Raw genomic sequence first — 14,958 nt, 5'->3', positions numbered from 1 at the left:
TTGGCGTCATCAGCAAAGAACGGCATATCTGCAAAAGACATGCCGTTCCTTGCGATCTCTTTTTAGAGTGGATTATTCAAGGCCCATACGGATACGCTTTTCCCATGAACGGGGAATGTCGCGAATCCATCTTCTTCAATGGTAATGTGGTCATCTCTATGGCAAGTTAAATCACTCCAGATTTCACCAGCCCGATGTTCACCGACGAACATCCTTTTTTCACTGTTGTGATCTCCATTAGAGATAATGACCGCACACCCGGAGCCTTCGAGCTCTTCGACTCCGTGCCGGACCCAGCCTATCGTATTTGGATCATCAAAGTAGTCGGTCTGTTCTCCGTAAGCTTTTTCATACCTAGCATATAATAGTCGATCCAGGATATCCTTTTTCCCAGGAACCGGAGAAGGTCCGCCGATTCCATAATAGTCCCCGTAAAAGACACATGGATAACCGCAAAGTCTAAGCAAGGTAAGTGCATATGCCGATGGCTTGAACCAGTCCTTTACCCAAGACTCCAGTGATTCATGAGGCTGGGAGTCATGGTTATCGACAAAAGTGACAGCCTCTGCTGGATTGGTTTGGACGAGGGTATCATCAAAGATGGTTGAGAGGTCAAAGTCTGTTCCTGCGTTTGAAGCCTCATGAAATTTATAATGCAGGGAAACATCGAACAAGTTGAGGTCATGATTGGTTTGCTCTAAGTAAGTTTGACAGGATTCAACATCTGCCTTCCAGAATTCTCCGACCATGAAAAAATGTTCCTTTGTATAAGGGATGAGTTCTTGGAGAAATTCATTGATGAATTCATAATCGATATGTTTAACGGCGTCCAAACGAAAACCATCACACTTTAACGTATCAACCATCCATTTTCCCCAGCTAATCATTTCCTGACGAACTTCCGGCAGGCTGTAATCGATGTTGGCAAACATTAAATAATCATAGTTTCCGAATTCATCGATGACATGCTTATTCCAGTGCTTATTTTCGCCTGTGATTCGATATACTCCCATTTTGTCGTTTTCGGCATCATAGTCTGTACCATTGAAATGAGTATGGTTCCACTTAAAGTCAGAGTATTTATTTTTACGTCCCGGAAAATCGAATTTTGTCCAGCCTTCCATTTCGAATGGTTCTGAGATATCTTCCATACGGTTGTCTGGATTGACTTCAATCACCTCGAATTTTTCGGTTCCGTCAGCTCCTGCCTTATGGTTCATGACTAAATCGATATAAACGCAAAGTCCATAGTTATGACAGGTGGCTATTGCTTGCAGCAATTCATCTTTGGTCCCGTATTTGGTACGAACGGTTCCTTTTTGGTCAAATTCCCCCAAATCGTAACCGTCATATATTCCATATCCATTATCCCCAACGGATTGCCCTTTGGTGACTGGCGGAAGCCAAACGCAGTCAATTCCTATGTCCTTCAACTTGGATGCCGCAAATTTCAATCTTTCCCAATGAGAACCATCTGCCTCTAGATGCCACTCAAAAAATTGCATCATCGTATGATTTCTTTTCATCCGTTCCCCCCCTGACACCGACCTGTTTTTAACGAAAGTGAAACTAATGAGATCGGATAAAGTAATAATGAAAATCTTTACCCACTAAAATCAAATGATAAACAAGTGAACAATCCTCAGGATAGAGGTTCATCTACCTCTCTATTTTACTATTTTATACCAAATAAGGGTATTTTATATTGATTAGCAGTTAAAAATAATTCAAATGTGTAGGAATAGCCCGGAAAAGGAGTAGGCTACATCAATAAAAAAGGCATCCCGATTAAATGGGGATACCTCAGATTGTAGATAAACTCGATGAAAATCAAGTTTGCCCACAGTTTTTTTATCGCTTTTACAATTTGACCGTTGATTTCCCCCTCCAGGTACTCGCTTTTTGCGAATTCTATATCCCCAGAACGAATCCGTTCGTATTCTCTAGCAGAAAGCCTGCACTTCTGTTTATAGGTAAGGTTATTCCGCTTACTCTTTTTTTCTAGATTGATAAAATCGGTATTATGATCATAAAGTCTGGCCCTGAACTTATCCCTATGATAGAATCCCTCTGTTTTTTGCCGCAGGATTTTATTGTCAAAGTTATCGAAATAGACACTTCGAATTAAATATTTCCCATCCAGCCCATGCGGATCAAGCCTCATGATGTTTTGCAGATTTTTTCTTAATAAATGACAATCCGCTTTGGTAATTGCATGTTTGAGTTCCCGCCTTCCCTTTAAACCATTCATAGTTGTTCCTCCTTTTCCTTGATTTTTGATTGCATTCAGCTTATTAACAGAATCTTAATAAAACCTTAACAATATTTTTATATTCAATTGACAAATAGAGAACAGGACCCAGTTTAAACCTTTTCTTAATTTTATTGGAATTTACTAGAAGAAAAATGAGTGAATTTACTCATTGAGAATAATTATCATTATCATTAGAATAAGTTATATGATAATGATAATTATTCTCAATTAATTCAATACATGGAGGTTCACTATGGTAACGAATACACTTACAAAAAATGATCAACTACTGGAACAACAAAATACAAGAGAATCAAATGCACGATCTTATCCTAGAAGATTACCCATGGCAATCGATCAAGCGGAGGGAATTTACCTAACAGACATGGATGGAAAACGATATATTGATTTTCTTGCCGGGGCTGGAACATTAGCGCTTGGACACAATCATCCTGCTGTGCTTGAAGCAATGGAACAAGTTCTTAAGGATAAACGTCCTTTACATACATTGGACTTTACGACACCGATCAAAGAGCAGTTCGTCGATGAAATTTTTGAATGCCTGCCTGAAGAATTCAGGAAAAATGCAAAAATTCAATTCTGTGGTCCTACTGGCGGAGACGCCATTGAGGCAGCACTTAAACTGGTAAAAACAGCGACAGGTAACAGAAGCATTTTATCCTTCCAAGGAGCTTACCACGGGGCAACGCATGCAACGATGTCAATCAGCGGCAATACAAAACCAAAGGAAAAAATACAAGGGCTAATGCCGGATGTACAATTCCTGCCGTATCCCTACCAATATCGCTGTCCCTTTGGAATAGGCGGAGAAGAAAGCCATAAAATCAGCAGCCAGTATATCGAAAATCTATTGAACGATCCCGAATCAGGATTATTAGCACCTGCAGGCATGATTTTGGAGGCCGTGCAAGGCGAGGGAGGTTCCATTCCAGCTCCAATACCATGGCTTAAGGAAATCAGGAGAATAACGAAAGAGCAGGGCATTCCGCTAATTATCGACGAAGTTCAATCAGGTATCGGCCGTACAGGGAAAATGTTTGCATTTGAACATGCAGGAATCGTTCCGGATGTTCTTGTACTATCCAAAGCAATAGGCGGAAGTCTTCCATTATCGGTGGTGATTTATAACAAAGAGCTGGACCTATGGTCACCAGGTGCACATATCGGTACGTTCCGCGGAAATCAAATGGCGATGGCTGCAGGATCGGCTACTTTAAAATACATGAAAGAGACGAACCTTGTGGAGCATGCCGCTAAAATGGGAGAAATCTTAAAGGATATTCTTAAAGATTTGCAAAAAGATATTAAGCAGATCGGTGATGTCAGGGGCCGGGGATTAATGGTCGGAGTGGAAATGATCAATCATGAAGAACCGCAAAATGCGAATGGAAGCCATCCTGCTAATTCGCAGCTTGCCAGTGCCATTCAACAGGAGTGCTTTCAAAGAGGGTTGATATTGGAAGTAGGCGGCAGACATGGAAGTGTAGTGAGGTTCTTGCCTCCATTGATCGTAACGGAATCCCAGCTTCGCGAAGCCACTGCAATTTTTGAACAAGCTGTTCGTGCAGCTGTTGCAAGAGGGTGAATGATCAATGATCGAAATGATGAATAAAACGGATTTTGCTTATTCTCCATTGTTCTTGAATAACGAAGAGGGCTTCAATAACTACAGCCAGTCATTAAAAATCATTGAAAAAAAGCTGACTGACTTTTTAAAAGGCAACGATTCACCATACTCTGGGAAAAAACCGTATGAAATCGAGGCAAGATTAAACGAACTGTCCCTTGCTTCTCTAAAAGGGAAGACAATGGAAGCGGTAGCGGATGAGCTGGCAGAGTTTGTTATTAACGACAGCATCAATGTACACAGCCCCGCTTGTATCGGACATTTGCATTGCCCGACATTAATACCTGCCGTGGCTGCCGAAATGATTATAGGTACGTTGAATCAATCCATGGATTCATGGGACCAAAGCTCGGCGGCCACCTTCGTTGAAGAGCGTTTAATAGATTGGCTGTGCAGCCAGGTGGGGTTACCTGAACAAGCGGATGGGATTTTCACAAGCGGCGGAACCCAATCTAATTATATGGGACTGCTATTGGCGAGGGATGCTTATTGTAAGCGTGTCTGGGGTGTGGATGTTCAGCAGCAAGGTTTGCCGGTCGAGGCGAAAAAATTGCGGATCTTATGCTCCGAGGCTGCCCACTTTACAGTCCGTAAATCAGCGGCACAGCTGGGGCTTGGTGAACAGGCTGTAGTCACGATTAAAACGGATTCAAATCACCGTCTGTCCATAGCTGAATTAAATCATCAAATGTCAATTTTAGAGGAACAGGGTTTATTGCCATTTGCGATTGTTGCCACTTGTGGAACAACGGATTTTGGTTCAATCGATCCATTACACGAGTTGTCGGAAGCTGCAAGGGAAAATGGGATATGGCTGCATGTGGACGCCGCATATGGAGGCGCGATGATTTTAAGTAAGGATTACAAAGAGTTAATCAGCGGAATTGAACGGGCCGACTCGATTACGGTTGATTTTCACAAATTATTCTATCAACCCATCAGTTGTGGTGCTTTTCTTGTCTCTGACAGCAACTCATTTCAATATATCCAGCATCACGCCGATTACTTGAATCCCCAGGAAGATGAAGCCGAGGGCATGGTTCATTTAGTCAATAAATCGGTTCAAACGACGAGAAGGTTCGACGCATTGAAACTCTGGATGTCATTGAAGGTCGTTGGACTGGATACCTTTGCTGAAATGATCGACTATACTTGTCATCTTGCACGTGAAGTGGCAGCGAAGATCGACAAGGAGGAAGGGTTCACAGTATTAAATAAAGAACCTGAATTGAATGCGGTTGTATTCCGTTATAGTCCCGAGGGAGAAAGTGATCAGTTAGTAAATCTATTAAATAAGCAGATTCAGCAAGAATTATTGAAAAGCGGGCGGGCATTTTTAGCAAAAACGCGTTTTGACGGACAGGTATATTTAAAAATGACTCTATTGAATCCAATGACAAGCCTTGAACACATAGAGGGAATTTTAGACGAAATCCGAGTATTAGGTGAAATGTTCAAGATAATGGAGGAATGAATATGAATGGTAAGCAAATAGCTGAAAGGGCGACAATGCAAAGCTTTCTGAATTGTTATTTCCGGGAAACCGGAAATTGCAGTTTAGAAGAAACGAAAAACTGGCCGAAATTAGAAGGATCCATTTCGGATTCATTAATTGTCAGTAAGCTCATGTCCCAAGATATTGCATTGCTTGTTCCGCTTACATATTGGTCGGAAACGGGGCGTCATATTTTCAACTTCCCGATTTACTATCAAACGGCATCCAAGCAAGTACATGAATTAGATTACGTGACAATGGTCTCGATCATTTCTAAAGAATTATTGAATGAACAGGGACGGACGGATAGTGAAGATGAATTGATGCTGCGTGTCATCCTAAGCAGCCAAAATATTCAACGGTATGTGGAAGCCAGAACGGAAGATGTTGATGCACTTCAAAGTCCTGATTTCACCTACATCGAAGCAGAGCAGTCACTTTTATTCGGACACCTGTTCCACCCGACGCCGAAAAGCAAGCAGGGCATTTCCGAAAAAGAAGAATGGATCTATTCACCCGAATTAAAAGGGGAGTTTCAGCTGCACTACTTCCTGGCAGAGCCTTCGATTGTCATCCAGGATTCCAGTGATGACCAATCGGCAAGTGAGATCATTAAACAGGAATTAGCCGGTGACTTGGAGATTTCCAGTGAATTCCGTCGAACGTATTGCCAAAAGGGAAGCAAATTTATCATCATCCCGGCACACCCGCTCCAGGCAAAAGTGCTTATCGAAAAAGAAGAGGTCAAGAGGCTGATCGAGCAAGGATCACTAGTTTATGCTGGACCGCTTGGGAAAAAATTCACGGCCACCTCTTCATTTAGAACGGTATATAGTGCCACATCAAGATATATGTACAAATTTTCGGTTCCGGTTAAAATCACGAATTCTTTACGTGCAAATCTGCAAAAAGAATTAGATCGTGGTGTGGAAATTGCTAAATTAATAGATTCTAAAGTGGGCGACGTTTTAAAAGAACGGCACCCCTCCTTCCGTATCATCAAGGACCCTGCTTACCTAACGATCAAAACAACCGAGCAAGAATCGGGATTCGATGTCGATATCCGGGAAAACCCTTTTTATGAAAACGATAAACAAGCAAGCCTGATTGCCGGATTATGTCAGGATAATGCCTATGGTGCACCATCAAGGCTTGGAGCAATCATCCGCAAATTATCAGCTGAAGAAAACCGCAGTACCGAAGAAGTTAGTAAGGATTGGTTCAAAACCTATCTGTCAATGACATTAAAACCGATGCTTTGGCTTTTTGAAGAGTATGGAATTGTTTTGGAAGCCCATCAACAAAATTCCATCATCCAACTTCAAGATGGTTATCCAGCCACTTTTTATTATCGTGATAATCAAGGGTATTACTATTGTGAATCCAAAGTGGATAGGCTGCTGAAGATCTTGCCTGAACTAAGTGAAAAAAGCTTCACGATTTGTTCTGATGAAGTCGCTGAAGAAAGACTGCAATACTATTTCTTCTTTAATCACTTATTAGGCTTAATCAATAATTTTGGTACGGAAGGATTAGTATCGGAGAATAAACTGTTACAGCTCGTTCAGGAACAGCTGGATACATGCAGCACGGAAAGCGAAGATGAAGGGGTGAATCGAGTTGTTTCAAAGTTGCTTCATGCCCGGGAATTATCGTGTAAGGCTAATTTACTGACACGATTCCATGATATGGATGAGCTTGTCGGTTCACTTGAGACACAATCCGTTTATACCACGATTGATAATCCGTTCGCGCAGGGGGTTATGGCCGTCCATGAAAAATAGTTATGAAGAAATGCTGAAGGACCGTAATCAACAGCTTTCGTTTGTCAAAGTTGAATTTGAGAGGGACTTGGATACATTGCATAAATGGATGCATGAAGATCATGTGATTCCCTACTGGAATTTGAATTTCACAAAAGAAAAGTTCGCCGTTCATTTAAAAAAGGCATTGGCTGACACACACCAAACACTCTATTTAGGCTGTCTGGACTCCATTCCCATGAGTTATTGGGAATCGTATTGGGTAAAAGGCGATATCATCGATGATTATTATGAATCCGAAGACGGAGATCAAGGCATTCATTTACTCATTGGTGACCCGGATTATCTAGGAAAAGGACTGGCTTTGCCGTTTTTACGTGCAATGGTGAAATTCCAACTGCTGACTTCAACAACAAATAAAGTGATGGCTGAACCGGATATTCGAAATGCAAAGATGATTCATTTATTTGAAAAGTGCGGGTTTACCCCAATTAAAGAGATTAAGCTCCCAGACAAAACAGCATGGCTAATGTCATGTACACGGGAGAATTTCGAGAGGAAGTGGAACTATGGAGAAGCAACAATCTATCTTTGACCTGATAGGGATAGGGATAGGTCCCTTTAATCTTGGACTTGCGGCCCTTTTGGAGAAAACCCCGGAGTTGAATGCCGTCTTTTTTGAGAAAAAGCGGGAATTTAATTGGCATGAAGGGATGCTGTTGGAAGGGACAACTTTGCAGGTACCTTTCTTTGCCGATCTGGTTAGCATGGCAGATGTGACAAGCCCATATAGTTACCTGAATTATTTACAGCAGCATGATCGGCTTTATCATTTCTACTTCCTTGAAAAATTCTTGATTCCACGAAAAGAATATAACGATTATTGCCGCTGGGCTGCCCGCCAACTTGATAGCTGCCGTTTTGGAAAAGCGGTGGAGGCGGTTGAATATATAGGGGATCAAGATGAACCCTGCTATCAAATCAGTGTAAGGGACGCACAATCACAAAAGATCGAAGTCTATTATAGCCGTCATGTAGTCATGGGAATTGGCAGCGCCCCGACTATTCCATCGGCCTTTCAGCCATATTTGGGGGAGAGCATCCTGCATTCGGCCGATTATTTACGGAATAAAGAAAATGTCTTAAAGAAAAATTCCGTAACGGTTGTCGGTTCTGGACAGAGTGCAGCCGAGGTCTTTCTGGATCTGCTTAATGAGCAGGAGGAAAATGGCTACCAGCTAAACTGGTATACAAGATCCAAGGGATTTTTCCCTATGGAATATTCAAAACTCGGGTTGGAATACTTCACGCCGGATTACCTTGATTTCTTTTATCGGCTGCCGCAGGAAAAGAAGGATGAAATCCTGCCGAAACAGGATTTATTGTATAAAGGCATCAGCGCTACGACAATTGCTGCAATTTTTGACAAGATGTATGAAAAATCGATTGGAAATGCCGAACTGTCCATTGAACTTCGGGCCATGACGGAAGTTGCGGCTGTTACCCCTGCTGAAAATGGCTGGGAATTGAAATGCCGACAGTGGGTAGAAGATAGCGAATTTGCTGTGGATACAGAGGCGATCGTTTTTGGGACGGGCTATAAATCAACCCTTCCGGCATTCCTTGAAACCATGGAGGACCATTTAGTCCGCGATGACTTGGGGCGCCTTGCAATAACGAAAGACTATCGGGTAGGAACGGCCATCTCTACACCGAATCACCTTTTTATTCAAAACGGCGAGATACATACACATGGTGTGGGTGCTCCGGATCTAGGCTTAGGAGCATTCCGAAATTCGGTTATTATCAATCAATTGGCCGGTAAAGAAGTTTATCCATCCGAGCCAAAGGGTGCATTTCAATCATTCCGTGTAAAAACACCCGTCATGGCTTACTAAGAGAAGGGAAGGGGAGAAGTATATGCAGTTCATAAATGAAGTGGAACAGGCAGTTTCAGAAAAAAATTGGTCGATTGTAAACCAAAACCTGCTGGCCAAGATGATTTCTGAGTATATGTATGAAGATATGATCCATCCAGCTGTTCTGAATGAAAATTCAGCAGGAAACTTATATGAGTTAAAGATAAATGAGGGGAAATCTTATCGATTTTTAGCGTCGCCCCGTCTATTTGATAGCTATGAAGTACAGGCCGAATCGATCCAGGTATGTGAAACGGAAGGCTTTACACAGGCCAAGGATGCCATTCAATTCATTTTGGACATCCAGCCGTTAATTGGGATGACGGCAGAAACAACAGGACATTTAATCAAAGAATTCCATCATACGCTGCTTGCGGATCTCCAATTGCTATCCAAACCTGAACAAGATGCGGATGATTTAGTCGAACTGGATTACGCATTACTTGAAGGAGAAATGAGCGGGCACCCTTGGATTGCTTATAACAAGGGAAGAATCGGTTTCGGTTATGATGATTATTTGCAGTTCGCTCCAGAAAACCAGGAGGAAGTTCAGTTATCCTGGATTGCCATCCATAAAACGAGGGGGGAATTCAACTCAGTCGAAACGTTATCCTATAAGCAATTGATGGAGACTGAACTGGATGGGGAAACCCAAAAATCTTTTGCAAAGTTATTGACGGAAAAAGGGCTGAACGCAGAAAACTATTACTACCTCCCAGTCCATGAATGGCAGTGGAAGAATGTAATCATCCAGAACTTTACCGATGACTTGGCTAAAGGGCTGATCGTAGCTTTGGGAAATGGTCCTGATAAGTATCTGCCGCAACAATCCATCCGGACATTCGTTAATGTATCGAATAAGGATAAACACCACGTCAAGCTGCCGATGAGCATTTTAAATACGCTAGTCTACCGGGGATTGCCAGCTGAACGGACAGTCATCGCCCCAAAAATCACAACGTATATAAAGGACATTTATGAAAATGATTCATTCTTGAAAGAAAAATGCAAAGTAGTGCTTCCTGGTGAAGTGGCCAGTTTAAATGTTGATCACCCGTATTATTCCAAGCTAGAGAACGTACCGTATCAATATTTAGAGATGCTGGGGGGGATTTGGAGAGAAAGCATATACAGGTATATGGAAGAAGGCGAAAAGCCCATTACGCTTGCATCCCTTTTACATGTGGACAGCAAAGGGAAACCATATGTGGAAAGCCTTATTGAAAAATCGGGATTGACTGCAGAAGCCTGGATAGCTCAATTATTCGACGTCATCCTATCACCATTATTACATTTTATCTATCAATATGGATTGGTCTTCTCGCCGCATGGTCAAAATACCATTTTAGTTTTGAAGGATTACAAGCCTCACCGCTTGGCCATCAAGGATTTTGTAGATGATGTGAACGTCAGTGATCAGCCGCTTCCTGAGTTAAGCAGCCTTCCTGATGATTTAAGGAAAGTACTGCGAAGCGAGACTCCCGAGGGGCTGGTTCAATTCATTTTCACGGGACTGTTCATCTGTCATTTCCGATACTTGTCAACACTTTTGATGAAGAGGTCCCTTTTGGATGAGAATGCTTTCTGGGAAGGTGTCGCACAAACGATCCTGACACATCAGAAAAAATTCCCTATGTTACAGGACCGTTTCGATACATTCAATTTCTTTGCGCCAAAATTAACAAAACTCTGCCTGAATAGAAATCGGATGCTTCAATATGGATATAGCGATGGTGAAGACCGTCCGCATGCATCTGAGTTTGGGCACGTGAATAATGCCCTTTATGAAAAGGTATCTGCAAAAACGCTATAAAGTTAAACTGGCTCAGACTTTGGGCCAGTTTTCTTATGGCTTTTACAGTTTGACCGTTGATTTCCGCTCCAGGCACTCGCTTTCCGCGGGCGGTCTGCCCTCGGCTGAGCCTGCGGGGTCTCCCCTAGACACACTTTTCTAAGCAGGAGTCTCGACACCCGCTCCAATCAACATTTATAAAGCGATAATAACTTTATCCATTTTGGTTTAAATTTATCAAAAATTATCTTTGGAATAGGGCTTGCCGTTCATTTAAATTGGTGATAAGCTATGTGTAAACGGTTACACAAAATTATTGAGGGTGATATATTGGCAACTATTCGGGATGTGGCTAAGGAAGCTGGGGTTTCTGTGGCAACGGTTTCCAGAGTTATGAATGGCAGTGGTTATGCACATGAGGACACAAAAAAGGTGGTCATGGCAGCTGTTGAGAAATTAAATTATAAACCGAATGAAGTGGCAAGATCCCTCTACAAACGTAAATCCAAATTGGTTGGTTTGATTTTGCCGGACATTACGAATCCTTTCTTCCCGGAAATGGCAAGAGGTGTGGAGGACTGTCTGCAGCAATTTGGTTATCGGTTAATTTTTGGAAATAGTGATGAAAAGAGAGATAAAGAAATAGAATATATCGACACATTCCTGCAAAATAATGTAGTGGGCATGATTGCTTCAACTAGTGAAGAAGCCAATCAAAATTTCGATAATCTGGATATTCCAGTTGTCCTTCTCGACCGTACAGCTGAGAAATTACCAGCTGTTTATTCCGATCAAAAGACAGGCGGTAAGCTGGCAGCGCGCGTATTAATGGATAGAGGCAGTACGAATATCGTCCTCATTAGGGGGCCAGTCGAAATAAAGCCTGTATATGAACGGTACATGGCAGCATACGAAGAATTGAAACAAGCAAAAGTGAACGTGCAAGTCATGGATTCATCCCTAACTCTTCAGGGCGGGCAAACTTGCGTGAAGCAGCTGTTCGAGCAATATCCGGAAACGGATGGAATCATCGCTTGTAATGATATTGTTGCAGCCGCCGCACTTCAAGAGATTTTAAAACGGGGAATACGGATACCGGAAGACATACAATTGATCGGCTATGATGATATCGCCTTCACAGCGTTATTGCACCCGCCGTTATCGACAATTCGGCAGCCAGCCTATGAGATGGGGGCACAAGCGGCGGAAATGCTAATTAAAAGGATCAATCAAGAAGAAGTGGAAGTAACACATGAAAAGCTCCCTGTTTCTTTTGTGGAGAGACAAACAACGAGAAGGAAGGCGGAGAAGACATGATTAGAATTGCAGTAGTGGGAAGTTCTTCAATGGACTTGGTGGTGACATCAGCCAAGCGGCCAATGGCTGGTGAAACGGTTTTAGGGGAGTCCTTTATCACGGTTCCCGGCGGAAAGGGAGCTAACCAGGCTGTTGCAGCGGCACGTCTTGGTGCAGAAGTGTCGATGGTTGGATGTGTAGGAGATGATGTGTATGGAGAGATCATCTTAGATAACCTGAAAAAAAATCATGTAAACACGAAGTATGTGGAACCGGTTACAGGTTCCGCTTCCGGGACAGCACACATTACCCTTTCGGAAGGTGATAATAGCATTATTGTTGTAAAAGGTGCGAATGATTTCATTACTCCTGAATATGTAAAAAAGGCGAAAAAGGTAATAGAGGAATCGGATATCGTGTTGGTTCAGCAGGAAATACCTGAGGAAACGGTGGAATATCTGGCTGAGTTGTGCAGCACGCTTCAAAAGAGATTACTTTTGAACCCAGCTCCCGCCCGCAAACTAAGCGAGGCTGTCATTCAACAGGCATCATACCTTACTCCGAATGAACATGAATTCGAAATACTATTCAATGGGAGAGATAGAACGGAAGTTTTGACTGAGTATCCCAATAAATTATTCATTACTGAAGGAAAAAATGGCGTCCGTTATTTTGACGGAAATGAAGAAAGGGCAGTTCCAAGCTTTGAAGTGGAAGCGGTGGATACGACAGGCGCAGGGGATACTTTCAATGCTGCCTTTGCCGTGGCTGTTGCAGAAGGAAAAAGTTTTGACGAATGTTTGTTATTCGCAAACCGGGCAGCATCCATTTCCGTGACGAAGTTAGGAGCCCAAGGCGGCATGCCGCAAAGGATAGAGGTCGAGAGGGGCTTTGAAGCATGAAACGTCAAGGAATCATCAATAGTTCAATAGCCAAGGTCCTGGTTGACCTTGGTCATACCGATTATATTGTCGTAGGTGATGCCGGGCTGCCGGTGCCGCCTGGAGTTTGCAAGATAGATTTAGCATTGACGCCTGGAACACCATCATTTCAAGATGTCGTCCGGGCGATTCACGAAGATATGGTTGTTGAAAAAGTTATCGCTGCCACAGAAGTGAAGGTTAAAAATCCGGAACAGCATCAATATATGGAGCAGCAATTCGGAGCAGCGATTGAATATGTTTCCCATGAGGATTTTAAAAGGCTGACAAGTAATGCGAAAGCAGTAATCCGGACCGGTGAGACGACGCCATATTCAAATTGCATATTGCAGTCTGGGGTATTCTTTTAAAGAAATGAGATGATGAGCATGCAAATCGAAATGCACAATATTTATAAAGCATTTGGTCAAAACAAGGTATTGGAAGGTGTTCATTTTTCTTTAGAGGCTGGGGAAGTACATGCGCTAATGGGGGAAAATGGTGCGGGGAAATCAACCTTGATGAACATTTTGACCGGGCTGCATAAGCAAGATCAAGGGACGATTGAGATTAACGGTAAAGAAACCTCATTCAAGGATTCAAAGGAAGCGGAAGAGGCAGGAATGGCCTTTATTCGTCAGGAATTGAATATTTGGCCAGAAATGACCGTGCTGGAGAATCTATTTATCGGCAGGGAAATGGTGAATGCCTTCGGTGTCCTCAAGACGAAACAAATGAAAGCGCGTGCAAACGAGATTTTTAAAACACTTAATATTTCCCTTCCTTTTGATAAGGAAGCCGGATTTTGTTCTGTCGGGGAACAGCAAATGATTGAAATTGCTAAGGCGCTCATGACGGATGCCGAAGTCATCATCATGGACGAGCCCACAGCAGCTTTAACTGATAGGGAAATAGAGAAGCTTTTTGAAGTGATGAAGGGACTTACCAAAAAGGGTGTATCGCTTGTTTATATTTCTCATCGGATGGAAGAGATATTCGCCATTTGTGACAGGATCACCGTAATGCGTGACGGAAAAACCGTCGATACGAAAAGAATTGCAGATACAAATTTCGATGAAGTCGTTCAAAAAATGGTAGGGCGGGAGCTGGAGGATCGTTTTCCTCATCGTGAAGCGAATCCTGGCGACATAGTCCTTGATGTAAAAGGTTTAACTAAAAAGGGGCTTTTTGAAGATATCCATTTCGCGGTTCGCCAAGGTGAGATTGTCGGTGTCGCCGGATTGATGGGAGCAGGAAGAACAGAAATAATGCGCGCCCTTTTTGGTGTCGACCAAATAGACAGCGGTGAAATCACCATTGAAGGCAAGAAGGTTTCCATACGAAAACCAACGGATGCAGTTCGACACGGCCTGGCTTTCATTACGGAAAACCGTAAAGAAGAGGGGTTGATCCTGGACTTTTCTGTAAGGGAAAATATCGGCTTGCCGAATCTCAAAAGTTTTGCTCCTAACGGAATCGTAAAAACGGAAGATGAGATGAACTTTGCCGAAATGATGATTAAGAGACTTCATGTAAAGACATCTTCTGCTGAAACGGTCATCGGCAATCTATCCGGAGGAAATCAACAGAAGGTGGTAATAGCTAAATGGATCGGCACTTCCCCTAAAGTTTTAATTATGGATGAACCGACCAGGGGCATAGATGTTGGCGCAAAACGTGAAATTTACGAGTTGATGAATGAATTGACGGAGCGGGGCATCGCCATCATCATGGTTTCGTCAGAGCTTCCGGAAATCATTGGTATGAGTGATAGAATCCTTGTCGTTCACGAAGGTGGGATTGCTGGGGAATTGTTAAAGCAGGAAGCGACGCAAGAAAAAATTATGGCATTGGCGACAGGAGGGAACTAG

The 14,958-nt window shown here is 42.7% G+C and carries 12 protein-coding genes; 10 read left to right on the top strand and 2 right to left on the bottom strand.

Translation table 11 applies throughout. The features are described from left to right. Window positions 1-62: 62 nt before the first annotated feature. On the bottom strand, window positions 63-1,526 hold the full coding sequence (locus ACFVS1_RS20520; RefSeq protein ID WP_352924310.1) for an alpha-amylase: 1,464 nt from the start codon (window positions 1,524-1,526) through the stop codon (window positions 63-65). 236 nt (window positions 1,527-1,762) lie between these two features. Then, on the bottom strand, window positions 1,763-2,251 hold the full coding sequence (locus ACFVS1_RS20515; protein WP_387550080.1) for a VTC domain-containing protein: 489 nt from the start codon (window positions 2,249-2,251) through the stop codon (window positions 1,763-1,765). Between the two features lie 256 nt (window positions 2,252-2,507). Here ACFVS1_RS20515 and ACFVS1_RS20510 point away from each other — a divergent pair, with 256 nt between their 5' ends. From ACFVS1_RS20510 to ACFVS1_RS20465, 10 genes are all read left to right on the top strand, one after another. Next, the gene (locus ACFVS1_RS20510) at window positions 2,508-3,860 is read left to right on the top strand and encodes an aspartate aminotransferase family protein (protein ID WP_387550078.1); all 1,353 of its coding nucleotides are present in this window, start codon (window positions 2,508-2,510) and stop codon (window positions 3,858-3,860) included. A gap of 7 nt (window positions 3,861-3,867) precedes the next feature. After that, window positions 3,868-5,376: a pyridoxal phosphate-dependent decarboxylase family protein gene (locus ACFVS1_RS20505; protein ID WP_387550076.1), complete on the top strand. Its 1,509-nt coding sequence runs from the start codon at window positions 3,868-3,870 to the stop codon at window positions 5,374-5,376. 2 nt (window positions 5,377-5,378) lie between these two features. Further along, window positions 5,379-7,181, top strand: coding sequence for an IucA/IucC family protein (locus tag ACFVS1_RS20500; RefSeq protein WP_387550074.1), 1,803 nt, complete (start codon window positions 5,379-5,381; stop codon window positions 7,179-7,181). Beyond that, window positions 7,171-7,755, top strand: a complete 585-nt coding sequence (locus ACFVS1_RS20495; RefSeq protein WP_387550072.1) for a GNAT family N-acetyltransferase — start codon at window positions 7,171-7,173, stop codon at window positions 7,753-7,755. Before ACFVS1_RS20500 ends, ACFVS1_RS20495 begins: the two co-directional genes overlap by 11 nt. Beyond that, complete coding sequence (locus ACFVS1_RS20490; RefSeq protein WP_387550070.1) at window positions 7,730-9,058, top strand: lysine N(6)-hydroxylase/L-ornithine N(5)-oxygenase family protein; 1,329 nt, start codon at window positions 7,730-7,732, stop codon at window positions 9,056-9,058. Before ACFVS1_RS20495 ends, ACFVS1_RS20490 begins: the two co-directional genes overlap by 26 nt. 22 nt (window positions 9,059-9,080) lie before the next feature. Further along, window positions 9,081-10,892 carry an IucA/IucC family protein gene (locus ACFVS1_RS20485; RefSeq protein ID WP_387550068.1) on the top strand — a complete coding sequence of 604 codons (1,812 nt, stop codon included), beginning with the start codon at window positions 9,081-9,083 and terminating at the stop codon, window positions 10,890-10,892. A 309-nt stretch (window positions 10,893-11,201) separates the two neighbouring features. Further along, window positions 11,202-12,188, top strand: coding sequence for a LacI family DNA-binding transcriptional regulator (locus ACFVS1_RS20480; RefSeq protein ID WP_387550066.1), 987 nt, complete (start codon window positions 11,202-11,204; stop codon window positions 12,186-12,188). After that, window positions 12,185-13,069: a ribokinase gene (gene rbsK / locus ACFVS1_RS20475; protein WP_387550064.1), complete on the top strand. Its 885-nt coding sequence runs from the start codon at window positions 12,185-12,187 to the stop codon at window positions 13,067-13,069. The genes ACFVS1_RS20480 and rbsK overlap by 4 nt, the downstream gene beginning before the upstream one ends. After that, entirely contained in the window at window positions 13,066-13,458 is a 393-nt protein-coding gene (gene rbsD, locus ACFVS1_RS20470) for a D-ribose pyranase (RefSeq protein WP_387550062.1), read from the top strand. The genes rbsK and rbsD overlap by 4 nt, the downstream gene beginning before the upstream one ends. 18 nt (window positions 13,459-13,476) lie before the next feature. Beyond that, the gene (locus tag ACFVS1_RS20465; protein ID WP_352924293.1) at window positions 13,477-14,958 is read left to right on the top strand and encodes a sugar ABC transporter ATP-binding protein; all 1,482 of its coding nucleotides are present in this window, start codon (window positions 13,477-13,479) and stop codon (window positions 14,956-14,958) included.

The sequence above is a fragment of the Peribacillus sp. NPDC058075 genome (assembly GCF_042885195.1).
Classification (GTDB): Bacteria; Bacillota; Bacilli; order Bacillales; family DSM-1321; genus Peribacillus.
Note: the sequence above shows the minus strand (reverse complement) of the source record. Positions and strands in the feature narration are given on the sequence as shown.